24 protein-coding genes and 1 tRNA gene are annotated in these 26,671 nt (G+C 56.2%); 10 read left to right on the top strand and 15 right to left on the bottom strand.

The window, feature by feature from the left end:
* Positions 1-6: 6 nt before the first annotated feature.
* The 4 genes from rimO to B9Z44_RS13070 all read right to left on the bottom strand — a co-directional run bounded on the left by rimO (position 7) and on the right by B9Z44_RS13070 (position 4,204).
* Positions 7-1,386, bottom strand: coding sequence for a 30S ribosomal protein S12 methylthiotransferase RimO (rimO, locus tag B9Z44_RS13085; RefSeq protein WP_108402640.1), 1,380 nt, complete (start codon positions 1,384-1,386; stop codon positions 7-9).
* Complete coding sequence (gene phaR / locus B9Z44_RS13080) at positions 1,383-1,829, bottom strand: polyhydroxyalkanoate synthesis repressor PhaR (RefSeq protein WP_108360111.1); 447 nt, start codon at positions 1,827-1,829, stop codon at positions 1,383-1,385. The genes rimO and phaR overlap by 4 nt, the downstream gene beginning before the upstream one ends.
* 71 nt (positions 1,830-1,900) lie before the next feature.
* Positions 1,901-1,977: transfer RNA gene (locus B9Z44_RS13075), tRNA-Val, on the bottom strand.
* A 31-nt stretch (positions 1,978-2,008) separates the two neighbouring features.
* A complete protein-coding gene (locus tag B9Z44_RS13070) occupies positions 2,009-4,204 on the bottom strand; it encodes a RelA/SpoT family protein (protein WP_108402639.1) in 2,196 nt (731 codons plus the stop codon).
* Positions 4,205-4,265: 61 nt separating this feature from the next.
* On the opposite strand from B9Z44_RS13070, the gene B9Z44_RS13065 reads away from it, so the two are divergent.
* Together B9Z44_RS13065 and B9Z44_RS13060 are read left to right on the top strand one after the other, a co-directional pair.
* Positions 4,266-5,048 carry a 3-hydroxybutyrate dehydrogenase gene (locus B9Z44_RS13065; protein WP_108360113.1) on the top strand — a complete coding sequence of 261 codons (783 nt, stop codon included), beginning with the start codon at positions 4,266-4,268 and terminating at the stop codon, positions 5,046-5,048.
* A gap of 105 nt (positions 5,049-5,153) precedes the next feature.
* Positions 5,154-5,567: a hypothetical protein gene (locus tag B9Z44_RS13060; protein ID WP_108360114.1), complete on the top strand. Its 414-nt coding sequence runs from the start codon at positions 5,154-5,156 to the stop codon at positions 5,565-5,567.
* Here B9Z44_RS13060 and ispF read toward each other — a convergent pair.
* Both ispF and ispD read right to left on the bottom strand, forming a co-directional pair.
* On the bottom strand, positions 5,564-6,046 hold the full coding sequence (ispF, locus tag B9Z44_RS13055; protein WP_108360115.1) for a 2-C-methyl-D-erythritol 2,4-cyclodiphosphate synthase: 483 nt from the start codon (positions 6,044-6,046) through the stop codon (positions 5,564-5,566). The two genes, B9Z44_RS13060 and ispF, sit on opposite strands and share 4 nt — an antisense overlap.
* Positions 6,047-6,073: 27 nt before the next feature.
* Entirely contained in the window at positions 6,074-6,784 is a 711-nt protein-coding gene (gene ispD / locus B9Z44_RS13050; RefSeq protein WP_108360116.1) for a 2-C-methyl-D-erythritol 4-phosphate cytidylyltransferase, read from the bottom strand.
* 58 nt (positions 6,785-6,842) lie between these two features.
* On the opposite strand from ispD, the gene mfd reads away from it, so the two are divergent.
* The 3 genes from mfd to serB are packed head-to-tail and all read left to right on the top strand — an operon-like array spanning position 6,843 to position 11,662.
* Complete coding sequence (gene mfd, locus B9Z44_RS13045) at positions 6,843-10,328, top strand: transcription-repair coupling factor (RefSeq protein ID WP_108402638.1); 3,486 nt, start codon at positions 6,843-6,845, stop codon at positions 10,326-10,328.
* A 2-nt stretch (positions 10,329-10,330) separates the two neighbouring features.
* On the top strand, positions 10,331-10,945 hold the full coding sequence (locus B9Z44_RS13040; protein ID WP_108360118.1) for a hypothetical protein: 615 nt from the start codon (positions 10,331-10,333) through the stop codon (positions 10,943-10,945).
* A gap of 6 nt (positions 10,946-10,951) precedes the next feature.
* Complete coding sequence (gene serB / locus B9Z44_RS13035) at positions 10,952-11,662, top strand: phosphoserine phosphatase SerB (RefSeq protein ID WP_108360119.1); 711 nt, start codon at positions 10,952-10,954, stop codon at positions 11,660-11,662.
* A 67-nt stretch (positions 11,663-11,729) separates the two neighbouring features.
* Here the strand turns inward: serB and uvrC are convergent, their stop codons facing one another.
* Complete coding sequence (gene uvrC, locus B9Z44_RS13030) at positions 11,730-13,712, bottom strand: excinuclease ABC subunit UvrC (RefSeq protein WP_108402637.1); 1,983 nt, start codon at positions 13,710-13,712, stop codon at positions 11,730-11,732.
* A gap of 25 nt (positions 13,713-13,737) precedes the next feature.
* Here uvrC and earP point away from each other — a divergent pair, with 25 nt between their 5' ends.
* The 3 genes from earP (at position 13,738) to B9Z44_RS13015 (ending at position 16,477) form a co-directional block, all read left to right on the top strand.
* Positions 13,738-14,904 carry an elongation factor P maturation arginine rhamnosyltransferase EarP gene (gene earP / locus B9Z44_RS13025; RefSeq protein WP_233246957.1) on the top strand — a complete coding sequence of 389 codons (1,167 nt, stop codon included), beginning with the start codon at positions 13,738-13,740 and terminating at the stop codon, positions 14,902-14,904.
* Between the two features lie 73 nt (positions 14,905-14,977).
* Positions 14,978-15,532, top strand: a complete 555-nt coding sequence (efp, locus tag B9Z44_RS13020) for an elongation factor P (protein ID WP_104800292.1) — start codon at positions 14,978-14,980, stop codon at positions 15,530-15,532.
* Between the two features lie 81 nt (positions 15,533-15,613).
* Positions 15,614-16,477, top strand: coding sequence for an LOG family protein (locus B9Z44_RS13015; protein WP_108360121.1), 864 nt, complete (start codon positions 15,614-15,616; stop codon positions 16,475-16,477).
* Here B9Z44_RS13015 and B9Z44_RS13010 read toward each other — a convergent pair.
* Genes B9Z44_RS13010 through B9Z44_RS12980 form a run of 7 tightly spaced genes read right to left on the bottom strand, consistent with a single transcriptional unit; the run spans position 16,452 to position 24,006 of the window.
* Positions 16,452-17,588: an MFS transporter gene (locus B9Z44_RS13010; RefSeq protein ID WP_108360182.1), complete on the bottom strand. Its 1,137-nt coding sequence runs from the start codon at positions 17,586-17,588 to the stop codon at positions 16,452-16,454. The genes B9Z44_RS13015 and B9Z44_RS13010 overlap by 26 nt on opposite strands.
* A gap of 11 nt (positions 17,589-17,599) precedes the next feature.
* Complete coding sequence (locus tag B9Z44_RS13005; RefSeq protein ID WP_108402636.1) at positions 17,600-18,850, bottom strand: DNA recombination protein RmuC; 1,251 nt, start codon at positions 18,848-18,850, stop codon at positions 17,600-17,602.
* Positions 18,850-19,824, bottom strand: coding sequence for a 2-hydroxyacid dehydrogenase (locus B9Z44_RS13000; protein WP_108360123.1), 975 nt, complete (start codon positions 19,822-19,824; stop codon positions 18,850-18,852). Before B9Z44_RS13000 ends, B9Z44_RS13005 begins: the two co-directional genes overlap by 1 nt.
* A 13-nt stretch (positions 19,825-19,837) precedes the next feature.
* Positions 19,838-21,124 carry a sodium:proton antiporter NhaD gene (nhaD, locus tag B9Z44_RS12995; RefSeq protein WP_108402635.1) on the bottom strand — a complete coding sequence of 429 codons (1,287 nt, stop codon included), beginning with the start codon at positions 21,122-21,124 and terminating at the stop codon, positions 19,838-19,840.
* 11 nt (positions 21,125-21,135) lie between these two features.
* Positions 21,136-22,320: a nicotinate phosphoribosyltransferase gene (pncB, locus tag B9Z44_RS12990; RefSeq protein ID WP_108360125.1), complete on the bottom strand. Its 1,185-nt coding sequence runs from the start codon at positions 22,318-22,320 to the stop codon at positions 21,136-21,138.
* Positions 22,321-22,339: 19 nt separating this feature from the next.
* Entirely contained in the window at positions 22,340-23,044 is a 705-nt protein-coding gene (locus B9Z44_RS12985; protein ID WP_108360126.1) for a nitroreductase, read from the bottom strand.
* Positions 23,041-24,006 carry a histone deacetylase family protein gene (locus tag B9Z44_RS12980; protein WP_108402634.1) on the bottom strand — a complete coding sequence of 322 codons (966 nt, stop codon included), beginning with the start codon at positions 24,004-24,006 and terminating at the stop codon, positions 23,041-23,043. Before B9Z44_RS12980 ends, B9Z44_RS12985 begins: the two co-directional genes overlap by 4 nt.
* Positions 24,007-24,200: 194 nt before the next feature.
* Between B9Z44_RS12980 and B9Z44_RS12975 the strand changes: the two genes are divergently transcribed.
* Complete coding sequence (locus B9Z44_RS12975; RefSeq protein WP_108402633.1) at positions 24,201-24,743, top strand: phasin family protein; 543 nt, start codon at positions 24,201-24,203, stop codon at positions 24,741-24,743.
* 109 nt (positions 24,744-24,852) lie between these two features.
* Here the strand turns inward: B9Z44_RS12975 and B9Z44_RS12970 are convergent, their stop codons facing one another.
* Complete coding sequence (locus B9Z44_RS12970; protein ID WP_108402632.1) at positions 24,853-25,770, bottom strand: patatin-like phospholipase family protein; 918 nt, start codon at positions 25,768-25,770, stop codon at positions 24,853-24,855.
* 127 nt (positions 25,771-25,897) lie between these two features.
* On the opposite strand from B9Z44_RS12970, the gene B9Z44_RS12965 reads away from it, so the two are divergent.
* Positions 25,898-26,656 carry a 3-hydroxyacyl-CoA dehydrogenase gene (locus B9Z44_RS12965; RefSeq protein ID WP_108402631.1) on the top strand — a complete coding sequence of 253 codons (759 nt, stop codon included), beginning with the start codon at positions 25,898-25,900 and terminating at the stop codon, positions 26,654-26,656.
* Positions 26,657-26,671: the final 15 nt, after the last annotated feature.

Raw genomic sequence — 26,671 nt, 5'->3', positions numbered from 1 at the left:
GTGAATTTAAATCGGTAATGCGACAAGGTCATGACCATCTGTCGCTACCACTTTGGCGCGGGTGAACTCACCCACTTTCAATACTTTGCTGAGTTTCTCAGGTGGCAACAACTTCACCACGCCATCAATCTCAGGTGCATCGGCGTAGCTACGGCCCACACCACCTTTGCGGCCACCCGCGGGTGCTGAGTCGACCAACACCTGAATGGTCGAGCCAATGCGACTCTTGAGCTTGGCAATCGACACTTCTTCTGCCACTTCCATGAAACGCGCTTGGCGTGCCTCACGCACCTCTTGCGACAGCATGCCTGGAATGTCATTGGCCGCGGCGCCGTCCACGGGGCTGTAGGCAAAGCAACCGGCACGGTCAATCTCGGCTTCGCGCACGAAGTTCAGCAAATGCTCAAACTCTTCTTCGGTCTCGCCAGGAAAGCCAGCAATGAAAGTGCTGCGAATCACGATTTGTGGGCACAGCTCGCGCCAGCGGGCGATGCGTTCTAAGTTTTTCTCACCGCTGGCTGGGCGCTTCATGCGCTTCAACACATCGGGGTGGCTGTGCTGGAACGGCACATCCAAATACGGCAACACATGGCCCGTGGCCATCAAAGGAATGATGTCATCCACACTCGGATATGGGTACACATAGTGCAATCGCACCCAAGCGCCATAGGTTTGGGCCAACTTGGCCAAAGCTTGTGCCAGCTCTAAGGTGCGCGTCTTGATGGGCTGGCCATCAAAGAAACCTGTGACGTATTTCACATCTACGCCGTAGGCCGATGTGTCTTGGCTGATCACCAAAAGTTCTTTCACGCCGCCTTCAAACAAAGCGCGCGCTTCTTTCAGCACGTCGCCAATCGGACGGCTCACCAAATCACCGCGCATGGACGGGATGATGCAAAACGTGCAACGGTGGTTACAGCCTTCGCTGATTTTCAAATACGCGTAGTGCTTGGGTGTGAGCTTGACACCTGCTTCACCAAAGCTATTGGGCACCAAGTCGATGAATGGGTCATGCGGCTTGGGCAAATGTGTGTGCACCGCGTCCATCACCTCTTGCGTGGCGTGTGGGCCTGTGACAGCCAACACGCTGGGGTGCATTTGCATCACCAAGTTAGAGCCACCTTCGCCTTGTCGTGCGCCTAAGCAGCCTGTCACGATGACCTTGCCGTTTTCAGCCAAGGCTTCGCCAATCGTGTCTAAGCTTTCTTTCACAGCATCATCAATGAAGCCGCAGGTGTTGACGATGACCAAGTCAGCGCCAGCAAAAGTTTTAGAGGTTTGATAGCCCTCGGCGCTGAGTTGCGTCAGGATCAATTCGGAGTCGGTCAAAGCCTTGGGACAGCCCAAGCTCACGAAGCCAACTTTAGGTGTGGTTACTTCAGTCATTTACGTTTCAGCCCCATCACATCCATCATGTGTTCGGTTTGTTTTTGCAATTGTTCGGCATAGCTACTCACCAGCGTGGGCACGATGGGCAGCTGTGGCACGTTGTCCATGAACGTTTGCACGTTCTTCTCAAGGTAAGAGCCCATGAAGCCTTGCATCGAATGCCCATAAAAGCGAATGATGTTGGCCAAGACCTGCTCGGTCAGGATGGGTGAGCCTTCCGACTCATGCTCCAAGATGATTTGCAACAAAATGCTGCGCGTCAGATCTTCCCCTGACTTGGCATCCATCACCCGAAATGGGGTGTTGTGCATCACCAGTTGTTTGATATCTGCCAAGGCCACATAGCTGGATGACGCGGTGTCATACAAGCGGCGATTGGGATACTTCTTGATCACGCGGTCTTGCGTGTCATCTGAAGTGGTCGATTTTTTGCTGCTCATGAAGTCAGCTCCCGTTGAAAGAGAAAAGCCCAGTACTGTTCAAACAGTGCCGGGCTTGACGGGGAACAATATGGTAGGCGCGATTGGAATCGAACCAACGACCCCCACCATGTCAAGGTGGTGCTCTAACCAACTGAGCTACGCGCCTACATTGTTCGAAGCTGAAAGTATAGCAGACTTCAGCGACGTTTTGCCATGCGCACGCCGCGAACTTCTTTCACCAAGCCCAACACCTTTTGCAAGCGCCGTGAATCGCCCACTTCCACGGTGAAGGTCATCCAAGCCAGGTCTTTCACAGACTGGGTTTGCACGCCAATCACGTTCATTTTTTCTTTGGCAAAGACTTCTGAGATGTCACGCAACAAGCCCTGGCGGTCTAAAGCTTCGATGTTCACATCCACCGGATACACCAAGGCCTGCGCCGAAGCGGACTGCCCCCAGTCCACCTCAATCACACGGTCGCCATTACGCAGTGCCATTTGACGGAAGTTGCCGCAATCAGCCCGGTGAATGCTCACGCCTTTGCCGCGCGTCACAAAGCCACGAATCTCATCGGGCGGCGCAGGCTTGCAGCATTTGCTGAGTTGCGTGAGCAACGAGTCAATCCCTACCACCAAGACACCACTCTTAGAGGCTTTGTCGATCGTTTTGGCTTTTTTCAAACGCACATAGTCGTCCGCCACCATCACCGTGGTGGGTGGGTTCAGCAGCGTTTCGATGTTGCGCAGCGAAAACTCGTCCTTACCCACCAGCTCAAACAAAGCATCAGCCGATTTAAAGCCCAGTTGCGATGCCAAGTCATCCAACTTCACCGCTGTTTTACCTTCGCGTTGCAACAGTTTTTCGACTGCCTCACGCCCCTTGGCCGCTGTTTCTTGCATGGCCTGGGCATTGAACCAAGCGCGCACTTTGGAACGCGCCCGCGAGCTGGCCAAAAAGCCCAACTCTGGGTTGAGCCAATCACGCGAGGGGCCGCCTTCTTTGATGGCGGTCACCTCCACCGTCTGGCCGTTTTTCAGTTGCGTATTCAGTGGCACCATCGCGCCATCCACACGCGCGCCCCGGCAACGGTGACCGAGGTTGGTGTGCAAGGTGTAGGCAAAGTCAATGGGCGTTGCACCTTGGGGCAGCTCGACCACGGCGGCGTCTGGCGTCAACACATAAATGCGGTCGCTCAAGGCATCGGTGGTGGCTTGGCTTTGGGCGCCAACTGAGAGCTCGCGCTCCCAAGCCAAGAGCTGACGCAGCACGGCAATCTTGGCGTCGTAGTCGCCGGAGGCGCTCACACCCGCGTAGCCTTTGGTACCTGCTTCTTTGTAGGCCCAATGTGCGGCCACACCATGCTCGGCGTGGTCGTGCATCTCTTGGGTTCTGATTTGAATCTCAATCGGGCGCCCCTGCGCGTCACGCACCACCGTGTGCAACGACTGATAGCCATTGGATTTGGGCTTGGCAATGTAGTCGTCAAACTCCGAATCAATCGGCGAGAACTTGCTGTGCACCATGCTCAAGGCGGCATAGCAATCGGGCACCGAAGGCACCACCACGCGCAAGGCTCGGACGTCAAACACGCGCGAAAAGTCCAGCGACTTGCCGCGCATCTTTTTGACAATGCTGTAAATGTGCTTGGGCCGCCCCGCCACTTGCGCCGTGATGCCTTGAGTTTTGAGTTCGGCCTCTAGGTCTTCGCGCAACTGCACCATGTAGTTCTCGCGCTCCACACGTTTTTCATCGAGGAGCTTGGCAATTTCACGGTAGGTTTCGGGCTCAAGGAAACGGAAAGACAAATCTTCCATTTCCCACTTGATCTGCCAAATGCCTAAGCGGTTCGCCAACGGCGCAAACACATGCAAGGACTCATACGCCAAGCTGTTTGGCACAGGCTGCTTGCTGGCGGCGTAGTAGCGCAAAGTTTGCAAGCGCGACGCCAAGCGCAACAGCACCACGCGTAAATCGCGCGAGAACGCCAGCAGCATCTTGCGCACGTTTTCGGTTTGCAAAGCTGCCACTTGCGATTCAGCCGCCACAGCGCGTGCTTGGCGTTGCACGCGAATCAAACGCGTGGTTTCCAAAGCCAACTCGGCATAGCTCGGGCCAAAGGCTTTGGCAATGACTTCTTCTGGCTTTTGCAAGTGCTCTGCGGCATAGACCAAGTAGCAGGCCGCTTGCATGGCTTCAGAGCCACCAATTTGATGGAGGATGGCCGTCACCGCGTCAGCGTGCGCGAGCGAATCTTCACCTGTATCAAGCGTGACGCCCATCAGCAAAGGCTGCGCAAAGGCACGCGCCCGAGTCAGCGCCTCAGGCTGGTCTGGCAAATCTTGCAGTGAGGCGCTCAAGAGCGAAGCACGCTGCGTTTCTCCGTTATGTTTCATGTAAGCCGCTGAACCGCATAATGTCTATAGGTTTCTCATCGTAATGCATGGAGTTTTGAAAATGTCTGAACGCACACTCATCGGTAAAACAGCTTTGGTCACCGGTTCCACCAGCGGCATCGGTCTTGGCATCGCCAAATCATTGGCACGCCAAGGCGCCAACATCATCCTCAACGGCTTTGGCGACGCCGAAGGGCCCAAGGCCGAAGTGGCCGCATTAGGCGTGAAAGTCGCTTACCACGGCGCCGATATGAGCAAGGCCTCAGACATCGAGGCCATGATGAAGTTTTCAGCCGACACCTTTGGTGGCGTGGACATCTTGGTCAACAACGCGGGCATCCAACACGTGGCCTCGGTGGAAGACTTCCCTGTGGAGCGCTGGGACGCCATCATTGCCATCAACCTCAGCAGCGCCTTTCACACCTCGCGCTTGGCTTTGCCCTACATGCAAAAACAAAACTGGGGCCGCATCATCAACGTGGCGTCCATTCATGGTTTGGTGGGCTCCGCGCAAAAGTCGGCTTATGTGGCGGCCAAGCATGGCATCGTTGGTTTGACCAAGGTCACGGCGCTAGAAAACGCAACCACTGGCGTGACCTGCAACGCCATTTGTCCAGGCTGGGTGCTCACGCCACTCGTGCAAAAACAAGTCGATGCGAAAGCCGCTGCTTTGAACATCTCCAACGACGAAGCCATCAAGTTGTTGCTGGGCGAAAAAGAGCCTTCGATGCAATTCACAACACCCGAAGAGCTGGGTGAGTTAGCCGTTTTCTTCTGCTCCAAAGCTGGCAACAACGTCCGCGGCGTTGCTTGGAATATGGATGGCGGCTGGGTCGCGCAATAAAAATCAAAAGAGATTCAGCGATATTTGTAGTTCTTATTAATCAAATAAGAATATTTTTCTACTTACAATTACAACATTGAGCCGAATCTCTTTTACCTTAGAGGTATGACACAAACCTACCCTAAAGAAACCAGCAAATTTGCAGACCGTTTTCGCGCCGCGCTCAAAGATGCAGGCATTCGAGTCTCTGCAACCGTCGTGGCAAACGAGTTCAATTTGCGCTATTGGGGTGAGGGCATCTCTTCCCACGCTGCACGTAATTGGCTCATGGGGGTGTCCATACCTAAGCAAGACAAACTTCTCGTTCTGTCTAAATGGCTCAAAATTTCACCGGAAGGTTTGTTGTTTGGTACACCGCCACCCCGTCCTGCCGACGAAGGTCTGAAAGACGAGCGCATCAACCTGGTTGACCAGCAATTGATTTCTCGCTACTTCTCGCTTCAGCCAGAACATCGCCGTGTGGTGCGAGAAGTTGTCGAAGGTTTGGCTGCTTTGGGGCCCAAACCCACCGGCAATTAATAAATCAGAGCAACCGCGCGAGCTTCCATGCTGAGGCCCTGTCCGACAGGGCCTATTTTTTCGGCCGTCTTCGCCTTCACATTCACACGGGACACATCAATCTCCAGCGCCTGCGCGATGCGTTGGCACATCGCTGGCATGTGTGCCGCCAGCTTAGGCGCTTGTGCAATCACGGTGCTGTCGATGTTGCCAATTTGAAAACCTGCGGCGCACACCAGTTGAGCTGTCTTCTGTAAAAGCACCCACGAGTCGGCGCCTTTATAGGCAGCATCGGTGTCCGAAAAATGTCTGCCGATATCCCCCAAAGCCGCCGCTCCCAGCAAGGCATCCGTAATGGCGTGCAACAGCACATCCGCGTCCGAGTGACCCAGCAAGCCATGTGTGTGCGCAATGCGCACACCACCCAGCACCAGCGGGCGGCCTTCTACCAGCGCATGCACATCCCAGCCTTCACCAATTCGAAATGAGGGTACGGTCATCGTGTGTTCTTTCCATCGATCGATGCGTCAATGACGCGAATTCAAAATAGCAGCCGCCAAGGCAAAGTCTTCGGGATAGGTCACCTTGAAGTTTTGCGCATTGCCGGGCACGAGCAGCGGGCTCAAGCCCATCGCCTCAATGGCGCTCGCTTCATCCGTCACAGCAGCACCTGCTTGCTGTAAGGCCTGTAGCAACACACCTAAGCGAAACATTTGCGGCGTCTGCGCCAACCATTTGTCAGAGCGATCCACCGTTTGCGCCACACGGCCATGGGCTTCGGCCTTCAAGGTATCGGCCAATTTATGTGCCAGCAAGCCTCCCACGGCATCGTCTTGGCAAGCGTCTATCAAAGCATTGATTTGCTCCGGCGTCACCAAGCAACGCGCTGCGTCATGCACCAGCACCCAATCCGTGTCGTGTGCGCCCTGCTTCACCAGCTCACGCAAGCCCGCCAACACGCTCTCAGCCCGCGTGGCACCTCCGGTGCGCACTGCCTCAAACACAGGCTGCGGATGCGTTGCCAGTACACCATCCATGTGAACATCGTCGGGAGCCAATACCAGCGCACCTTTGGCTATACGCTGCACGCCAGCGAAGGCCTTGAGCGTGTGCACCACCATAGGCAAGCCTGCAATGGCTTGGTACTGCTTAGGCGTGGCCGTGCCGGCGCGGCTGCCAAAGCCCGCACAAGGAATGACGGCAAAAAAACGAAGAGGGCGGTGGGTGTGTAAGGGCATTGAATAGGTTTGAGCCTCGGCAAATAGAAAGCTCAGCCCCCATTCTAGAATTACGCCAATGCATCTGCCCTCATTGAGTCCCGGCAAACGATTTGCCATGCCCCGCCCTGTCGGCTCTGCGGACGCATTGCTGCTCGCACAGCTGGGCACGCGCGAAAAAGCCAAACAACAACGTGTGGCCATCATCACCGCCGATGCGGTGGACGCCCAGCGCCTGCAAGACGAAATGGCGTTCTTCGCCCCCGACTTGCGCTGCGTGCTGTTCCCCGACTGGGAAACGCTGCCCTACGACAGCTTTTCGCCCCACCAAGACCTCATCAGCGAACGCTTGGCCACCTTGTGGCGCATCTCGCAGGGCGATGCCGATGTGGTGCTGATACCAGCCACCACCGCGCTGTACCGCTTGGCCCCGCCCGCGTTCTTGGCGGGCTACACCTTCCACTTCAAAGTCAAGCAAGCGCTGGACGAAGCCAAGCTCAAATCTCAGCTCACGCTGGCGGGCTACACGCACGTCACGCAAGTGGTCAGCCCTGGCGAATACGCGGTGCGTGGTGGCTTGATTGACCTCTTCCCCATGGGCTCGCTGGTGCCCTACCGCGTCGATTTGTTTGACAACGAAATCGACTCCATCCGCACCTTCGACCCCGACAGCCAGCGCAGCCTCTACCCCGTGCCCGAAGTGCGCCTATTGCCAGGCCGCGAGTTCCCGATGGACGATGCCGCGCGTGCGCTCTTTCGCAACCGTTGGCGCGAAATGCTCGATGGCGACCCAACCAAGAGCCGCATCTACAAAGACATTGGCAACGGCGTGGCCACAGCTGGCATTGAGTACTACCTGCCTTTGTTCTTCGAAGAAACCGCCACGGTGTTTGACTATCTTGGTACGTCGGCCACCGTGGTGCTGCACGGCGATTTAGAGCCCGTATTCCAACGCTTTTGGCAAGACACGCAAGACCGCTACCGTTTGGTGCAAGGCGACCCCGAACGCCCTGCTTTGCCACCTGCCAATTTGTTTTTAAGCGCCGAACAGTTTTACGCCTCGGCCAACAGCTATGCGCAGTTTGCGCTGCGCCCGCACGTCACCGACGTGATCGACAACGCGTTTGCCCAAAGCCTGCCCGACCTCACCGTGGTACGTGGTGCGGCAGACCCGCTGCAAAAGCTGCAAGCACATGCAGGCAAAACCGCCAACCGCTTGCTCATCCTGGCAGAGAGCGATGGCCGCCGCGAAAGCCTGCTCGACTTCTTACGCTCATCCAACGTGAGCCCACCTGCGTTTGATTCGCTGGCCGAGTTCGAGGGCAGCGCCGAAAAAATCGGCATTGCCACCGCCGCACTACAAGTGGGCTTCAGCTGGACCGAAGCGGGCCTCGACCTGATTACCGAGACCGAGCTGTTTGCCGTCGGTGCGACCACACGCCGCCGCAAGAAACAAGAACAAGTCAGCGATGTCGAAGCGCTCATCAAAGACTTGTCGGAGCTCAACTTGGGCGACCCCGTGGTGCACAACGCCCACGGCATTGGCCGCTACCGTGGCCTCATCAACATGGACTTGGGCGAGAAGAACGCCGATGGCTCACCCGCGCTGCAAGAATTCTTGCACCTCGAATACGCCGACAACGCCGTGCTCTATGTGCCCGTCAGTCAGCTACACCTGATTGGCCGCTACACCGGCGTGAGTGCCGACGAAGCACCGTTGCACAAACTCGGCTCCGCCCAGTGGGACAAAGCCAAACGCCGCGCTGCCGAACAAGTGCGCGATGCCGCCGCCGAGTTGCTGAATATCTACGCCCGCCGCGCCGCACGCCAAGGTCACCCTTTCCGCTACTCGCCGCAAGACTACGAAACCTTCGCCAACGACTTTGGCTTTGAAGAAACTGCCGACCAACGTGCCGCCATCCACGCCGTCATGCAAGACATGATCAGCCCGCGTCCTATGGACCGCTTGGTGTGTGGCGATGTGGGCTTTGGCAAAACCGAGGTGGCCTTGCGTGCAGCCTTCGTCGCTGTGACGGGTGGAAAACAAGTGGCCTTCTTGGCCCCCACCACTTTGTTGGCCGAGCAGCATTACCAAACCTTGGTAGACCGCTTCAGCAAATGGCCCATCAAGATTGCCGAGATGAGCCGCTTCCGCTCGGCCAAAGAAATCACCGCTGCCGCCAAAGGTTTGGCTGAAGGCCAAGTCGACATCGTGGTGGGCACGCACAAGCTGCTGAGCGAGTCGGTCAAGTTCAAAGACCTGGGCCTGCTCATCATCGACGAAGAACATCGCTTTGGTGTGCGCCACAAAGAAGCCATGAAAGCCATGCGCGCCGAGGTGGATGTGCTCACGCTCACCGCCACGCCGATTCCGCGCACCTTGGGCATGGCCCTAGAAGGCCTGCGTGATTTGAGCGTCATCGCCACTGCACCCCAACGCCGCCTCGCCATCAAAACCTTTGTGCGCAACGAAGGCAATGGTGTGATTCGTGAAGCCGTGCTGCGCGAACTCAAACGTGGCGGCCAGTGCTATTTCTTGCACAACGATGTGGCCACCATTGAGAACCGCCGCGCCCAACTGGAAGATCTATTACCCGAAGCACGCATTGCCGTAGCCCACGGCCAAATGCCTGAGCGCGAACTCGAGCGCGTCATGCGCGACTTTGTGGCCCAGCGCTACAACATGCTGCTGTGCTCCACCATCATCGAGACTGGCATTGACGTGCCCAGCGCCAACACCATCATCATGAGCCGCGCCGACAAATTTGGTTTGGCACAGTTGCACCAGCTGCGCGGCCGCGTGGGACGCAGCCACCACCAAGCCTATGCCTACCTCATGGTGCCCGACACACAGGGCCTGACCAAACAAGCCTCGCAGCGCTTGGATGCCATTCAACAAATGGAAGAACTCGGGTCAGGCTTTTACCTAGCCATGCACGACCTTGAAATTCGTGGCGCGGGCGAAGTGCTGGGCGAAAACCAAAGCGGCAACATGCTCGAAGTGGGCTTTCAGCTTTACAACGAAATGTTGTCTGAAGCCGTGCGCGCGTTGAAGAACGGCGAAGAACCAGACTTGCTCAGCCCCTTGAGCGCCACCACCGAAATCAACCTGCACGCCCCCGCACTGCTGCCCGATGACTACTGCGGCGATGTACACCTGCGCTTGTCGTTCTACAAAAAATTAGCCACTGCTAAAACGGGCGACCAAATTGACGCGCTGCTGGAAGAAATCGTGGACCGTTTTGGCAAACTGCCTGCGCAAGCGCAAACCCTCATCGACGTACATCGCCTGCGCGTGCAAGCCCGCAGCTATGGTGTGACCAAGGTAGACGCTGCACCCGGTGTGACCCACATCAGCTTCAAGCCCAACCCACCGTTTGACGCCATGCGCATCATCGAACTGGTGCAAAAAAACAAACACATCAAACTGGCTGGTAACGACCGTTTGCGCATCGAACGCGAGCTGCCTGAGCCACAAGCCCGCGCACAAATGGTGCGCGATGTGTTGCGCTCACTCGGCACACCCACCGCTCCTGTGGCCAAAGCGGCAGAGGCGCAGTCATAACCATGGACTTTGAAATCGCCGTCATCTTGGCTTGCTTGACTGCATCGCTGTGGCTCAAGCCGTGGCGCATGTTGGTGGGCACCGAGCTGCTCACGCCCTTGCTAGCCACCTTGGTGCTGCTGCCGTGGCTATGGGCGTTGCCCAGCTTGCACCACATGCCGCTGCAACTGCATTGGTCAGGTGCACCGCTGGTCACACTCATGCTGGGTTGGCCTTTGGCTGTGCTGGCCCTCGTGGCGGTGGGCATCACCACCACCTTGATATCGGCCACCTCAGTCGACACAGCGGCCGCACTCATCGTGTGGCAAGGCTTGCTACCTGCCACCTTTGCGCTGCTGTTGGGCGCTGCGTTGCGCCGCTGGGTGTCGCACCACCCGTTTGTGTATGTGCTGGGCCGAGGCTTTTTGGGCTCGGTTCTGTGCATCTTTGCGGCCAACCTCTTAGCCCAGTGGACAGGCCACGAACTGCCAAATGTGACCAGTGGTTTATCGCTGATCGCGTTTTGGCTCATGGCCTGGGGTGACGCGTTCATCACGGGCATGATGTGCGCTATCTTTGTGGCGTTCAAGCCTTATTGGTTGGCCACTTGGTCTGACCATCTGTATCTCAAGTCTTAATTATTTATGCAACAAGAATTCGCTCCTGGCTTAGTCATCCAAGGCTTCAAAGCCCCCCTGAAACTCCAAGACTTCAAACTCATCGCGTTTGACATGGACTCGACGCTCATCAACATCGAGTGCATTGACGAAATTGCCGATGCTACCGGCCGCAAGGCCGAGGTGGCGGCCATCACCGAGGCGGCGATGCGAGGTGAAATCACCGACTTCAAAGACAGCTTGCGCCGCCGCTTGGCGCTGCTCAAAGGTGCGCCAGAGTCGGCTTTGCAAGAGGTGTTTGAACAGCGTTTGCGTTTGAACCCTGGCGCCAAAAACTTGGTGGACACCTGCAAAGCCCATGGGATGAAAGTGTTGTTGGTCAGCGGTGGGTTCACCTTCTTTGCCGACCGCGTGTGCGAGATGCTGAACATCGATTTTTCACGCAGCAACTTGCTTGACATTGCCGACGGTCACCTGACAGGTCAAGTGGTGATGCAAGATTGGGGAGACATTTGTGACGGCGCTGAAAAACGCAAGATGCTGCTGCACATCTGCGCACAAATGGGCATCAGTCCCAAACAAACCATTGCCATGGGCGATGGCGCAAACGATTTGCTGATGATGGGCGAAGCCGGCTTGTCGGTGGCGTATCACGCCAAACCCAAGGTGCGTGAGCAAGCGATGGTGGCTATCAACGAAGGTGGCTTAGACCGTTTGCTGGAAGTCGTTAAAGCCTAAAGCTTTTGTGGTTTACAGCGGCGCGGCTGAATGCGCGCCACTGCGCCACACGCAGCCAGCAGTTGACTTAGCGCAGCGCGTTGTAAATCGTTTGCGCCAACTCTTCCGAAATACCTTCCACAGTACACAGGTCTGCCACGCTGGCATCGCCCACACCGCGAGCGCCGCCAAAGCGCTGCAGCAACTTGGCGCGTTTCTTTGGCCCCACACCCGGAATTTCTTCGAGCTTGCTGCCACCCACGCGCACTTTGGCGCGTGCGGCGCGCATGCCGGTGATGGCAAAGCGATGGGCTTCGTCACGAATTTGCGCGACCAGCATCAACGCAGCCGAGTCACGACCGAGGTACACCTTCTCGCGACCATCGGCAAACACCAGCTCTTCTAGGCCCACCTTGCGGCCCTCGCCTTTTTCCACGCCCACGATGCGCGACAGGTCGAGTCCGAGCGACTCAAACACCTCACGCGCCATCGACACTTGGCCTTTGCCGCCATCAATCAGCACGAGGTCGGGCAGCTTGCCCTCGCCGGCACGCACGGCCTCGGCCAGCTTGCTGTAGCGGCGCACTAGCACTTGGCGCATGGCGGCGTAGTCGTCACCACCCGTGATGCCGTCGATGTTGTAGCGGCGATATTCCGCGCTTTGCATTTTGTGGTGATGAAACACCACGCACGAGGCCTGTGTGGACTCGCCCGAGGTGTGCGAGATGTCAAAGCACTCCACGCGGAACTGCTCTAAATCTTCGGGCGCTAAATCGAGCGCATCCACCAACGCACGGGTGCGTGCTTGTTGCGAGCCTTCTTCGGCCAACAAGCGGGCCAGCTGAATGTCCGCATTTTGTTGCGCCATTTCTAGCCACACGCGGCGTTGCTCGCGCGGGTTGTGCACGGCGGTGATCTTGACGCCGGTTTGCTCGGTCAGTGCTTGCAGCAGTTCTTTGTCCACCGCATGGCTGGTGATGAGCGCAGGCGGCACAGGCACATCCAAATAATGCTGGCTCAAAAACGCTTCCAACACTTCGGTGGGCTCGGCATCGTCCACATGCACGGGAAAGTAAGGGCGGTCACCCAAATGGCGGCCACCGCGCACCATGGCCAAGTTGACACAGGCTTTGCCGCCCTGCACTTTGACGGCGAGGATGTCCACGTCTTGGTCACCCACGGTGTCCACCGCTTGTTGGTGCAACACTTTTGAGAGAGCGCTCATTTGGTTGCGCAGTTCGGCGGCTTGTTCAAACTCCAACTTCTCGGCGTGCGCCATCATGCGCGCTTCGATGCTGCCCATCACCTCTTGGGTTTCGCCGCGCAGCAAGCGCATGGCGCTGTCTACATCGCGTTGGTAGTCGGGCACAGAAATGAGGCCCACACATGGCCCCGAGCAACGCTTGATTTGGTACAGCAAACACGGGCGCGTGCGGTTGTTGAACACGGTGTCTTCGCAGGTGCGCAAGCGAAACACTTTTTGCAGCAGCTGAATGGCTTCGCGCACCGCCCACACGCTGGGGTATGGGCCAAAGTAGTCGTGGCGTTTGTCTACCGCGCCTCGGTAATACACGACGCGGGGCACTTGTTGGGGGTTCACGCTCAAGTGATTGCCCGTCTTGGAGTTGGCCGTGTCGGGAGTAGACAAACCGACTGGCGATGCAGCCGGTTTTACAGCGTCATTGATTTTCACGGGCACGCCGCGCGTCATCTTCAAATACGGATAGCTCTTGTCATCGCGAAACAAGATGTTGTACTTGGGCTTGAGCGTTTTGATGAGGTTGTTTTCCAGCAGCAACGCTTCAGCCTCAGAGCGCACCACCGTGGTTTCCATGCGCACAATTTTGCTGACCATGTGGCCAATGCGTGTGCCGCCGTGGTCTTTCTGAAAATAGCTAGACACCCGCTTCTTCAGGTTGATGGCCTTGCCCACATACAGCACCTGCTCTTGCGCATCAAAGTAGCGGTACACGCCGGGCAATGCAGGCAAGCTGGCCACCAGCTCTAACAGCTCGGGCGGGTGGCGCGGAGCCGTGTTTTCTGGCGTAGCGTCTGAAGAAGTTTTGGACATGTCTGTATTGTGGACAATCTGAGGCGTGAAACCAGACACCTCCTCATTACCCGTTCTGCACTGGGATATTTTTTGTCGCGTCATCGACAACCACGGCGACCTCGGTGTGTGCTGGCGGCTGTGCGCTGACCTCACGCAACGCGGCCACAGCGTTCGCTTGTGGGTCGACGATGCATCCGCCTTGGCGTGGATGGCGCCGCAAGGTTGTGCGAGCATTAAGGTGCATGTTTGGCCGACGGATGCAGCGCTTCAAACCTTGGCTCAAGATGCCGCATTCAAAGTGGGCGATGTGGTGGTGGAGGCCTTTGGTTGCGCACTTCCCGAAGCGTTTCAAGCCCTGATGGTGCAAGGCACACCGCCCGTATGGATCAACCTCGAATACCTCAGCGCCGAGCGCTATGTGGCGCGTTCGCACGGCTTAGCCTCGCCCGTGATGAGCGGCCCTGCTCGCGGGCTGATGAAATGGTTTTTCTTCCCGGGTTTCACACCCGACACGGGCGGCTTGCTGCGCGAGCCGAATTTGTTGGACACGTCACCAGCGCAAGACAATACACCCAGCCCTTTCATTTCTCGACGATCTAAGTTTGATCGCGCAGCGTGGCTAGCAGCCCTGCCACTCGATCAACCCATTGCAGCCAACGAACGGCTTATCAGCTTGTTTTGCTACGAGCCTGCAGCCTTGCCCGATTTGCTGATGCAACTGAGCCAAGCAGACGAGCGCACCCGCTTACTGGTCACCCAAGGCCGCCCCAGTGCGGCGGTGACGGCAGCCACGCAAGCGTTGAACCTACCCCCCTCCGGCACTGGCCAGTTGCAGATCAGCCAACTGCCCTATTTCAGCCAAACCGACTTTGACCACCTGCTGTGGGCCTGTGACCTGAATTTTGTTCGTGGCGAAGACTCTCTGGTACGCGCCCTTTGGGCGGGCCAGCCACTGGTGTGGCACATCTACCCGCAAGACGATTTAGCCCACCATGACAAGCTACACGCCTTTGAAGCGGCGCTCGACATGCCCCTACTTTTAAGAAAATTCCATGCCATTTGGAACGGTCTAGAAACAGGCCCTCTTCCCCCGGTATCCCGCGCCATGCTTGAGGATTGGCGTGATTGGAGCAGCCGAACTCAGCACCGTTTACAAAGTCAAACCGACCTCACCACAGCGCTGCTGGGTTTTGTGGCCCAAAAACGCTAAAATAGGTGGCTTTGCGAATCCCAGCGCAGCTTGAGCTGCATGGGCCACATACCTCTTAGAAAACATCCAAACTATGAAAACCGCTCAAGAAATCCGCGTTGGCAACGTCATCATGCACGGCAAGGACCCGATGGTCGTCCTGCGCACCGAATACCAACGTGGCGGTCGTGGTTCGTCCACGGTTCGCATGAAATTGAAAAGCTTGATCGCTAACTTCGGCACCGAAGTGGTGTTCAAAGCCGACGACAAGATGGACCAAGTCATCTTGGACAAGAAAGACTGCACCTACTCTTACTTCGCTGACCCGATGTATGTGTGTATGGATGCCGATTTCAACCAATACGAAGTCGAAGCCAGCAACATGGGCGACGCCCTGAACTACCTCGAAGACGGCATGGAACTCGAAGTGGTGTTCTACGACGAGAAAGCTATCTCTGTCGAATTGCCCACCAACGTCGTGCGCGAAATCACTTGGACTGAGCCAGCCGTCAAAGGTGACACCTCAGGCAAAGTGTTGAAGCCCGCCAAACTCGCAACAGGTTTCGAAGTGGCTGTGCCATTGTTCGTGGCCCAAGGTGACAAAGTCGAAGTCGACACACGCACCGGCGAATACCGCAAGCGCGTCTAAACCTTCTGGGTTTACAAATCAAAGGCTCCTTCGGGAGCCTTTTTTCATGGGGCACGTCAAGCGAGCAGCTAACATAGCACCATGGATGGAATGCTTGACCCTCACGACCGACGCCTTGCCGAAGCTTGGGAAACTCTCAAAGCGCACTACGACAGCGGCGACTCTCTCAAACCGGAATCAAATCGCTTGGCTTTTGCCGACCCAGAGTTTTTACTACGCCGCGAAACACGAGGCCTGCGCATTCAGCTTGAAATGCTCAAGCCCGACCTAGCGCAAATCGAACGTGGCATTGAACACACGATAGTGATCTTTGGCAGCGCACGTTTTCGCAGCGAAGAGGCCTCACACTTGCAGCTCATGCAAGCGCGAGCCAGTGGCGACGAAGCAGAGATCGAAAAAGCTGAAATTTTGGTGCGCAACGCGCGCTATTACGAACAGTCACGCGCTTTGGCTCACACCATCACCAAGTACAGCGAAGGCCGCAGCAATGGCCGCAAATTGTTCATCTGCACAGGCGGCGGCCCCGGCATCATGGAAGCGGCCAACCGTGGCGCACAAGAAGCGGGCGGCATCAGCGTGGGTTTGAACATTGCGCTGCCCCATGAGCAAAAACCCAACCCCTATATCACCCCCGATCTGAACTTCAAATTTCACTACTTTGCCTTGCGCAAAATGCACTTCATGATGCGTGCCAAAGCTTTGGTAGCCTTCCCTGGCGGCTTTGGCACTTTGGACGAATTGTTTGAAACGCTCACCTTGGTGCAATGCAAAAAATCCAAACCTGTGCCCATCGTGCTGTTTGGCAGTGCTTATTGGAAACGCTTGTTTAACCCAAACGTGCTGGTAGAGGAAGGTGTCATTTCTGCGGAAGACTTGGAATTGTTCACCTACGTCGACAGCGTCGACGATGCATGGAACTTCATTCGCTCTTTTTATGAACTCTGAGCAAATACGCGCTGCGTGAACCCAAGCCCACCAGCGCTGACACACACCAAAACACCCCGCTGATACCAATGACGGTGCCTGCTGCACCAAACACCATCGGCATCAGCACACTAGAAGCATTGATACCCATCAGGCGCAGCCCCAGAGCCTCGCCATGCCGGTGCTCTGGCGTTATTTGATGCAACGTACTCATGACCATGGGCTGCACGCCGCCCAGAGACAAGCCCAGCAACACCGAACAACCGCCCATCAACCATGCAGTGTCTGTGAAGGGATAGATGGCAAGCATGAGCGCAGTGACGAGCATCGCGCCCGTGATGAGTTGCCACTCATGTAAACGCGCCGCCACAAAGGGCATCATCATGCGGATGAAAGCAGCGGCAATGGCAAAGCCCCCCAAAATAGAGCCAATGGCAGAGGCACTCAAGCCACGCTCATGACCCAAGATGGGCACCACAAAGGTATGCACATCCCAGCAGGCTGACAAAAACCAATTGACCAGCAACAAGCGGCGAAACATCGGTTCGTTTAACAAATCCCAGGCGCTATTTTTTTCGTGCCCTTCGGGTTTAACCACCCTCGGTAACTCATGAGCCTGGCGAATCGCCAGCCAGGCGATGACGGGCAACAAGGCCATGGCGGCATAAGCCCATTGAAAGCCTGCGTGGTCAATCAACAAGCCAGCAGCGAATGGACCGATAAAGTTAGAAAACGCGGGGGCAATCGACAACCAACTGAAGGCCTGTTTCATCTGTGCCAGACCTTGCGCCGCACGCCCCACATGACGCTGCAACGCGATGATGGCCAAGCCTGTCGCACCGCCCGTCATCAAAGCACTGAAGCACAACACGGGGAAGATGGGCCAAATAGCCGCGGCACCTGCTCCCGCCGTGCCCATGAACACACTCCACATCACGGGGCGTTTCAAGCCATGCAGATCTGCATAACGGCCTGCAGGCAAAGCCAAAAAAACTTGGGTCAAGGCAAACATGGCCAACAGCAAACCCACCGCTGCCTCGCTTTGACCGTTGCGCAACGCCATCAAGGGCGCGGCCATGCGCATGCCAGCCATGCAGGCGTGCAGGCACACTTGACCTGCAATCAGCTTCATGAGTTCACGCTTCAAACTTTGGCGTCCGTGTCATCCAAAGCATCGTCAAACTTAGGCAGCAGCGCTTGAGCTTCGCCCTCGGGCAAGGCTTCAACGTTCTTCAAAGCACGACGCATTTGGCGGCTGCGTGTGTCAGCGCGGTCCAAGGTGTCAGCGGCTTTTTGCACTTGCTCGCGCACCTTCTCCACCCAATCGCCGTAGCGCTCGAATTCAGTTTTAACCGCGCCCAACACCTTCCACACCTCAGAGGCTTGCTGCTCCAGTGCCAATGTGCGAAAGCCCATGTGCAAACTGTTGAGCATGGCCAACAAAGTGGTGGGGCCCGCCAGCGAGACGCGGTAGTCGCGCTGCAAGCTGTCCATCAAACCGGGGCGGCGCAACACCTCGGCATACAAGCCTTCAGTGGGTAAAAACAAAATGGCAAAGTCGGTGGTGTGCGGCGGCGCGAGGTAGCTCTCGGCAATGCTCTTGGCCTCGGTGCGAATGCGCACCTCCAGTGCCTTGGCTGCCACTTCGGCAGCCACGCCATCGGCGCGGTCTTGCGCGTCGAGCAAGCGTTCGTAGTCTTCACGAGGAAACTTGGCATCAATCGGCAGCCACACGGGCTCGCCGTCGGCACCGCCTCGCCCTGGAAAGCGTATGGCAAAGTCCACGCGTTGGTTGCTGCGCGGTTTGGTTTCCACTTGCTTGGCGTATTGCTCAATCGTGAGCACTTGTTCCAGCAAGGCTTCAAGTTGCACCTCGCCAAACATGCCGCGTGTTTTGACGTTGGTCAGCACGCGCTGCAAGCTGCCCACACCATCGGCGAGCTTTTGCATTTGACCTAGGCCGTTGTGTACTTGCTCTAAGCGCTCCGCCACTTGTTTGAAACTCTCCGACAAACGTTTTTCCAGCGTGGTTTGCAGCTTCTCATCCACCGTGCGGCGCATTTCATCCAACTTGTCGGCATTGCTTTTTTGCAGTTGCTGCAACTGTTGGTTGAGTGTGTCGCCAATGCTTTTTTGCATGAGCGTGAGTTGCTGCACTTGGCTTTGCTGAAACAGCGCGAGGTTTTGCGTCAGCTCTTGGCGGCCGCCGCGTGAGGATTCGGTAATTTCTGTGCGCAGCTCGCGCTCGATGCGCTCTAGCTTTTCATGCATGCTTTGCAGGCTCTGCTGCAAAGCCAAAGCGGCGGCTTCGTTGTTGCCACTGGGGCGGCGCAACAGCAACACCAACAGCAAGGCGTTGAACGCGCCAACACCAACTGCAATCCAAATTTCCATCACGCAGCCACCGTGTTCAAAGGCGTCAACGATTTGCCTTGGGTGAAGTAGCTGATGAGGTTGTCTGCTGCCAAGTTCGCCATGGCCATGCGTGTGGGAATCGACGCACTGGCAATGTGCGGCGTGAGGACCACATTGGGCACGGTCAACAAATCAGGATGCACTTTGGGCTCGCCCTCAAACACATCCAAGCCAGCGGCTGCAATTTGCTTTTCGCGCAAGGCCACAGCCAAAGCAGCGTCGTCCACGATACCGCCACGAGCGATGTTGATGAGCGTGGCCGTGGGCTTCATTTGCGCCAACTCTGCCGCGCCAATGGTGTGGTGTGATGCGGCGCTGTAAGGCACCACCAACATCACATGGTCTGCGGTTTTCAGCAGCTCTTCTTTGCTCACATACGTGGCTTTGCATTCGGCTTCAGACTCAGCACTCAGGCGTGAACGGTTGTGATAAATCACCTTCATGCCAAAGCCGTGTGCGGCACGGCGCGCAATGCCTTGACCAATACGCCCCATGCCCAAAATACCAATGGTGCTGCCGTGCACTTCAGCGCCGGCAAACATGTCGTAGCGCCACTGCGTCCACTCGCCACGGCGCAGGTAGTGTTCGCTCTCGGTGATGCGGCGCGCCGTGGCCATCAACAACGCAAAGCCAAAATCGGCAGTGGTTTCGGTCAACACATCGGGGGTGTTGCTGGCTTGTACGCCGTGGGCTGTCATGGCGGGCACATCAAAGTTGTTGTAACCCACAGCCATATTGGCCACGGCTTTGAGGTTGGGGCAAGCTTTCAAAACTTCTGCATCCACAGGGTCAGAACCGGTGGTGAGTGCCCCCACGTGCTGCGACAGCGCTTGTGTCCAAGAAGCTTTGGTCCACGGCGTGTCGGCTTGGTTGTCGGTTACCTCAAAATGCTCGCGCAAGCGTGCCAAGGTTGCTTCAAAAATGGGACGGGCGATGATGATTTTGGATTTCATAAACAACTTTCAATTAATGCCTGAGCGCGTACTCAGCGATATAGAACAGAGCACCAGAAAAGTAGCCGATCAAGGCCAACCCGCTGATTTTTTTAACGTACCAAACGAAATCAATACGCTCCAATCCCATGGCGGCAACGCCTGCGGCAGAACCGATGATCAATATCGAACCGCCGGTGCCTGCGCAATAAGCCAAGAACTCCCACAAGAAACTATCGGTGGGGTATTGCGCCAAGCTGTACATCCCCATGGATGCGGCCACCAGCGGCACGTTGTCGACGATGGCACTGACGACGCCAATGATCATCACGATCACGTCTTGACGCCCAATGGCCTGATCAAGCCAAGCCGCCAAATTCGACAGGATGTGTGTGTGCTCCAGCGTGGCCACCGACAACAAAATACCGACAAAGAAAACAATCGATGGCATGTCAATGCGCGTGAGTGCGTGCGTGAGTGACAAATGCGCTTTGTCTTCATCGTCTTTCTGGCGATGCACCAAGTCACCCACAAGCCACAAAATACCTAAGCCAAACAGCACGCCCATGAAAGGCGGCAAGTGTGTCCACGTCTTGAAAGCTGGCACTGCGACCAAAATACCCAAGCCTAAAAAGAACATCAGGTTGCGCTCAAACGCGGTGGTGACATGCGAAAACTGGTCGGACACAGTGGCCACCGGCGGTACAACGACTTGCCCTTTGAGCAAAAAGCTGGTCACCAACAACGGCACCAACAAGTTCACCAGTGACGGCAAGAACAAGCCCTTGATGATTTCCAAAGCAGTAATTTGGCCACCAATCCAAAGCATGGTGGTGGTCACATCACCAATGGGTGACCAAGCACCACCTGCATTAGCCGCAATGATGATGATGCCGGCAAAGAACAAACGGTCTTCACGTTTGTCGAGCAGCTTCTTCATCAAAGACACCATCACAATCGTGGTCGTCAAGTTGTCCAAAATGGCACTCAAAAAGAAAGTGACAAAACCCACCAACCACATCAAGCTAGACAGTTGAGTAGTTTTAATGCGGGAGGTGATGACTTCAAACCCGTTGTGCGCGTCTACCACTTCAACGATGGCCATGGCCCCCATCAAAAAAAACACGATCTGTGCCGTGCTGATGAGTGACTCGCTCAAGTGCTCTCCAACCAAATGCGCGTCCCCCGTATTGACTGCATAGATCGTCCACAACAAGCCAGCACCCACCAAGGCAGAAGCTGATTTGTTGATTTTGATGGGATGCTCAAACGCGATTGCCGCGTAGGCCAAGACGAAAACAACAACCAGAGCAGTCAGCATAAAAACTCCAATCAAGCAGGCTGTGCAATGTCAAACACCTGGCGCAAATAGGCCAAGTATTTTTCGTCTTGGCACATATTTTTGGAAGGCGTGTCCGACAGTTTGGCCACCGGCTGGCCGTTGCACTGCGTCATCTTGATGACGATTTGCAAGGGTTCGTAGCCAAGGTCATTGGTCAAGTTGGTGCCAATGCCAAACGCGAGTTGGCAGCGGCCACGGAACTGTTGGTACAACGCGATGATTTTTTCGATGGTGAGGCCATCTGAAAAAATCAAGGTCTTGGTCATCGGGTCTACGCGGTTGTTGCGGTAATGCTCGATCATGCGCTCACCCCAAGTGAAGGGGTCGCCACTGTCGTGACGCGCGCCATCGAACAGTTTGCAAAAGTACATGTCGAAATCGCGCAAGAACGGCTCAATGCCGTACACATCGCTCAACGCGATGCCTAAGTCGCCACGGTATTCACGCGCCCACGTTTCGAAACCGAACACCTGGCTGTCACGCAAGCGTGGGCCCAAAGCTTGGCACGCTTGTAAATACTCATGCGCCATGGTGCCCAAGGGCGTGAGGCCAAGCTTCATGGCAAACAAGGCGTTGCTGGTGCCAGCAAATTGCCCTTCAGACCCCGTGCCCAAACGAGAAATCAACACGCGCAAAATTTCTTCATGCCACGCTTTCGAAAAGCGGCGGCGTGTGCCGTAGTCGGCAATTTTCAAATCGCTTAAACGCTCGGCGTGCAAGGCTTGAATTTTTTGATCTAGGCGCTTGCGCCCTTCCAAGAAATCGGGCACTTTTTGCGTGTTGCGAAAGTACACCTCGTTGACGATGGCCAACACAGGAATCTCAAACAAAATCGTGTGCAGCCAAGGGCCTTGGATGCTGATGTCGATCTCGCCATTCGAGAGCGCATTCACTTGAATGTATTTTTCGTTGAGGCGAAACAGCCCCAAGAAATCCACAAAGTCGCTCTTGATGAAACGCAGGCTACGCAACCAAGCCAACTCAGCGTCTTGGAACTGCAAGCTGCACAGCGAGCGAATTTCGTCACGAATTTCCTGCACGTACGGCGCCAGCTGCACACCCGGATTGCGGCACTTGAACTTGTACGACACCTGCGCACTGGGAAACTGATGCAGCACAGCCTGCATCATGGTGAATTTATAAAGGTCGGTGTCGAGCAGGCTGGTGATGATCATGTGAAAGCAACTTTAAAAATTAGGCCACCCAATGGGTGAACTCATCCACGGGCACACGCGGTGTGACTAAGGTGTTGACCTTATCTGTTTCGTCGGCATAGCCCAACGACATACCACACACAAGCATCTCGCCCTCGCCCGCGTTGATATGCGGCAAGATGATGCTGTGAAACGCGTTCCAAGCCGCTTGGGGGCAGGTGTGCAAACCACGCGCACGCGCAGCCACCATGATGTTTTGAATGAACATGCCGTAGTCCAACATCGAACCGCGGCCCATGATGGGGTCGATGGTGAACATCAAACCCACAGGTGCATCAAAGAACTTGAAGTTGCGTTGCTGTTGTTCATGCATGCGGTCTTTGTCGGCTTTGCCGATGCCCAACAAGCCATACAGGCTCCAACCGTTTTCACGGCGACGGTCGATGTAGGGGCTGACCCATTGCGCGGGGTAATAGTCGTATTGCTCTTGGTATTGCTTGGCCACATCGGGGTTGGCGCGAATGGCCTCGTGAGCGGCGCACACTTTGTCAACCAAAGCATCACGTGTGGCACCTTGCAACACATAGACCTTCCAAGGCTGGGTGTTGGTGCCCGATGGCGCGCGACTGGCCACTTGCAAAATGTCTGTGATGAGTTCGCGCGACACGGCTTGTTGCGTGAAGGCACGCGCTGACATGCGTGAGGTGATGGCTTGGTCTACGGCGGCCACGTTTGAATTTGTCATGGGTGAGTCTCCTTTTCTTGATTTAGATCTTTGGTCAGATTTTGCCAGCGTCGCCAGTACGCATAGGCGACACGGTAGGTGTTGATTTGCACCTGCACGGTGTCTGTCATGTCACGGCCATACCCACCTGCCATTGAAAACGCCAAGGGAATGCGTTTGGACCACGCCCAGTCGAAGACTCGGCGGTCACGGGCCTCTAAGCCATCAAAGCTCAGGCTCAAGCGCCCCAGGCGGTCGCCCTCGTGCGGGTCTGCCCCGGCGAGGTAAATCACCAAGCCTGGGTCAAAGCGGGCCTCTAGCTCAGTCAAGGCGTGTTCCAGCGCCTCTAAATAAGCCGCATCGTCACAGCCATCGGGCAGTTCAATGTCCAAATCGCTGGCTTCTTTGTCAAACGGAAAGTTACGCGCCCCGTGCATGGACAGGGTGAACACCTGCGCATCGCGCTCAAAGATGCGCGCTGTACCGTTGCCTTGGTGCACATCCAAATCAATGATGGCGACTTTCAAAGGCTGCTTGTGCACACGCCCCCACTCAGCCTGCATCAGGCGTGTGGCCACCGCCGCATCATTGAACACACAAAAACCGCTGCCTTTGTCGGCATACGCGTGGTGCGTGCCGCCAGCGAGGTTGGCCGACACGCCCTGCCCGCCAAACAAGGCGGTGCGAGCGGCCATCACCGTGGCGCCTGCCGAGCGGCGTGAGCGCTCGACCATCGCCGGTGTCCATGGAAAGCCTATTTCTTTTTGCTGAGCATCACTCAACGTGCCCTGCACGACAGATTGGATGTAGCTGGGCGTATGAACCAACGCCAGCTCGCCATCACTGGCGGGTTCGGCTGCTGCCAGCTCAACGTCAGGCACATCGGCTCCCAAACGCTCGCGCAGCAGGCGGTACTTGGCCATGGGAAAGCGGTGGCCGGGCGGCAAGGGCAGTACGAATTGGTCCGAATAAAAAGCGCGCATATCCCTTGGAAACCGCATGAAACAAGGCTGCATTGTCACCAATCTGCAAAAACCTTAGGTTTTAGAACCTCACCTCTAAACAGAGCGCCAAAGCCCCAAACCCTCTTGCAAAGCTGCGGGATAACCCTAAACTTCATCCCAATGCTGCACCGCAACATTTTTTGCAAGCTCACTTAACTTTCTGGAGTATTCACATGATCAACGTCGAACAAATCGCCGCCACCAACAAAGCCAACTTGGACAACCTGTTCGGTTTGTCAAACAAGGCCTTCACTGGCGTTGAAAAAATGGTTGAACTCAACCTCACCGCTGGCCGCGCCGCTTTGGCCGAGTCTGCTGCACACGCACAAGCCGTGATGGGCGTGAAAGACGCACAAGAATTGATCGCTTTGCAAACCAGCTTCTTGCAGCCTTTGGCTGAGAAGTCTGCTGCTTACAGCCGCCACATTTATGACATCGCTCAAGGCACTGGCGCTGACCTGACCAAAGGCTTCGAAGGCAAAGCCGCTGAAGGCCAACAAGCGGTCCAGGCTTACATTGAATCTGCTTTGAAAAACGCACCTGCTGGCTCTGAGCAAGCTGTGGCTTTCTTCAAGCAAGCCGTGACTGCCAGCAACACCGCTGTGGAATCTGTACAAAAAGCCGTCAAGCAAGCTGCTGACTTGGCCGAATCACACATCCAAACAGCCACTGAAACAGCTGTGAAAGCTTCAAAAAGCGCTGCTAAGAAGCGTTAATTTGTAACGATTGTCTCCTCGGATTCTTCGTCACCTCAGGGTGCAGGAATCCCTTCAAGGGCTCGCCGCAAGGCGGGCCCCTTTTTTTTGCGCCTCTGCATCTGTACGCTTATTGCCCAGCCAAAGCGATTTTGAGCTTGGGCAAAGCTTGCAACATGGCAGCACGGCCTGCTTCAATGGACCGGCGACGGGATTTGAAGTCGGCGCTGCCCACATCGTTCAAAGCAGGGCGCACCACCAGGTCAGCCTCGCGCAGTTCGAAGCTGTTGATGCTTTTGCCCATGATGGTGAAAGTCTGCATCAAGATGTCAAACATGTCGCCCGTTTTGCCAGACTCGGGGGGGCTAGAAATGTCGATGGCCAACACGTACTCGGCCCCCATCTGACGCGCGTAACGCACAGGCACAGGCGACACCAAGCCACCATCTACAAACTCTCGGCTGCCAATGCGCACTGGCTCAAACACCGAAGGCACCGAACTAGACGCGCGCACCGCCGTGCCCACATCGCCGCGCTGGAACAAAATGCCATCGCCGGTTTTTAAATCGGTGGCCACGATTCCTAAAGGCATCTTCAGTTCTTCAATGCGACGACCACCCGTTTGCTTGTTGACGTAACGGGCTAACCCATCGCCGCGCATCATGCCGCGCCCGAGCAAAGGCACAGTCCAGTCAGTGATGGTGGCTTCTTCCATGGTTTCTGCTGCTTTTTGCAACTGCGCGCCGTCTTTGCCACTGGCATAAAACGCGGCCACCACGCTACCGGCCGAGGTGCCCACCACCAAGTCGGGCTTGATGCCCGCTTCTTCCAACACCTGAATCACACCCACGTGCGCAAAGCCACGCGCCGCACCGCCGCCCAAGGCCAAGCCAAACTTGGGCACACGTTTGGCCACAGGCGTTTCTGGTTGGCCGCTTTCTGTGGGCGCCAAAGGCCCGCGCGAAGAACAGCCGGCCAACACAGCCAAACTCAATGCCAACACCCAAGCACGCGCGCTGGACGCTGCAAACAACAAACGCAAATTCATGCAAAAGCCTTAACAAATTAATCTCTAACTAGGGATTGTCCTAGATGGCCGTCACAAGCGCTCAGCATCCCGCATAATTGACGTTTACGTAAACGTAAACTAACTTTCAAAATACGGGAGACCCCTCATGGACATCAACGGCAAAGTTTTCATCGTCACCGGCGCGGCATCGGGCTTGGGCGAAGGCACGGCACGTGCATTGGCAGCCAAGGGCGGCCTTGTGGTCATCGCCGACATGCAAGCCGACAAAGGCGAAGCCGTGGCCAAAGAAATTGGCGGCGCCTTTGTGAAATGTGATGTGAGCAACGAAGCCGATGGCCAAGCCGTAGTCGCCAAAGCCGTCTCTTTAGGCAAGCTCATGGGCTTGGTCAACTGCGCAGGCGTGGCTCCTGCCGAAAAAACCGTCGGCAAAAACGGTGCGCATGCATTGAGCAGCTTCACCCGCACCATCACCATCAACTTGGTGGGCAGCTTCAACATGATTCGCTTGGCCTCTGAAGCCATGTGCCACAACGAACCCGAAGCCACTGGCGAGCGTGGTGTCTTGATCTCTACCGCGTCTGTCGCAGCCTACGATGGCCAAATTGGCCAAGCCGCTTACAGCGCCTCCAAAGGCGGCATCGTGGGCATGACCCTGCCCATCGCCCGCGACCTGGCACGCAACGGCATTCGCAACATGACCATCGCCCCCGGCATCATGGGCACACCCATGCTCTTTGGCATGCCCCAAGAAGTGCAAGACGCACTGGCGGCAGGCGTGCCCTTCCCTTCACGCTTAGGCACCCCACAGGACTACGCCAAGCTGGCCTTGCACATTTTTGAGAACGATTTGCTCAATGGCGAAGTGATTCGTTTGGATGGTGCGATTCGTTTGGCACCGAAATAAAGAACTGGCTAAGTG

It is taken from the genome of Limnohabitans curvus (assembly GCF_003063475.1).
Lineage (GTDB): Bacteria > Pseudomonadota > Gammaproteobacteria > Burkholderiales > Burkholderiaceae_C > Limnohabitans > Limnohabitans curvus.
This window is presented reverse-complemented; position numbering and strand designations above follow the sequence as displayed.

Coding starts and splice junctions, on each gene's coding strand:
- rimO (WP_108402640.1), bottom strand. CDS start 1,386: ATGACTGAAGTAACCACACCTAAAGTTGGCTTCGTGAGCTTGGGCTGT.
- phaR (WP_108360111.1), bottom strand. CDS start 1,829: ATGAGCAGCAAAAAATCGACCACTTCAGATGACACGCAAGACCGCGTG.
- B9Z44_RS13070 (WP_108402639.1), bottom strand. CDS start 4,204: ATGAAACATAACGGAGAAACGCAGCGTGCTTCGCTCTTGAGCGCCTCA.
- B9Z44_RS13065 (WP_108360113.1), top strand. CDS start 4,266: ATGTCTGAACGCACACTCATCGGTAAAACAGCTTTGGTCACCGGTTCC.
- B9Z44_RS13060 (WP_108360114.1), top strand. CDS start 5,154: ATGACACAAACCTACCCTAAAGAAACCAGCAAATTTGCAGACCGTTTT.
- ispF (WP_108360115.1), bottom strand. CDS start 6,046: ATGACCGTACCCTCATTTCGAATTGGTGAAGGCTGGGATGTGCATGCG.
- ispD (WP_108360116.1), bottom strand. CDS start 6,784: ATGCCCTTACACACCCACCGCCCTCTTCGTTTTTTTGCCGTCATTCCT.
- mfd (WP_108402638.1), top strand. CDS start 6,843: ATGCATCTGCCCTCATTGAGTCCCGGCAAACGATTTGCCATGCCCCGC.
- B9Z44_RS13040 (WP_108360118.1), top strand. CDS start 10,331: ATGGACTTTGAAATCGCCGTCATCTTGGCTTGCTTGACTGCATCGCTG.
- serB (WP_108360119.1), top strand. CDS start 10,952: ATGCAACAAGAATTCGCTCCTGGCTTAGTCATCCAAGGCTTCAAAGCC.
- uvrC (WP_108402637.1), bottom strand. CDS start 13,712: ATGTCCAAAACTTCTTCAGACGCTACGCCAGAAAACACGGCTCCGCGC.
- efp (WP_104800292.1), top strand. CDS start 14,978: ATGAAAACCGCTCAAGAAATCCGCGTTGGCAACGTCATCATGCACGGC.
- B9Z44_RS13015 (WP_108360121.1), top strand. CDS start 15,614: ATGGATGGAATGCTTGACCCTCACGACCGACGCCTTGCCGAAGCTTGG.
- B9Z44_RS13010 (WP_108360182.1), bottom strand. CDS start 17,588: ATGAAGCTGATTGCAGGTCAAGTGTGCCTGCACGCCTGCATGGCTGGC.
- B9Z44_RS13005 (WP_108402636.1), bottom strand. CDS start 18,850: ATGGAAATTTGGATTGCAGTTGGTGTTGGCGCGTTCAACGCCTTGCTG.
- B9Z44_RS13000 (WP_108360123.1), bottom strand. CDS start 19,824: ATGAAATCCAAAATCATCATCGCCCGTCCCATTTTTGAAGCAACCTTG.
- nhaD (WP_108402635.1), bottom strand. CDS start 21,124: ATGCTGACTGCTCTGGTTGTTGTTTTCGTCTTGGCCTACGCGGCAATC.
- pncB (WP_108360125.1), bottom strand. CDS start 22,320: ATGATCATCACCAGCCTGCTCGACACCGACCTTTATAAATTCACCATG.
- B9Z44_RS12985 (WP_108360126.1), bottom strand. CDS start 23,044: ATGACAAATTCAAACGTGGCCGCCGTAGACCAAGCCATCACCTCACGC.
- B9Z44_RS12980 (WP_108402634.1), bottom strand. CDS start 24,006: ATGCGCGCTTTTTATTCGGACCAATTCGTACTGCCCTTGCCGCCCGGC.
- B9Z44_RS12975 (WP_108402633.1), top strand. CDS start 24,201: ATGATCAACGTCGAACAAATCGCCGCCACCAACAAAGCCAACTTGGAC.
- B9Z44_RS12970 (WP_108402632.1), bottom strand. CDS start 25,770: ATGAATTTGCGTTTGTTGTTTGCAGCGTCCAGCGCGCGTGCTTGGGTG.
- B9Z44_RS12965 (WP_108402631.1), top strand. CDS start 25,898: ATGGACATCAACGGCAAAGTTTTCATCGTCACCGGCGCGGCATCGGGC.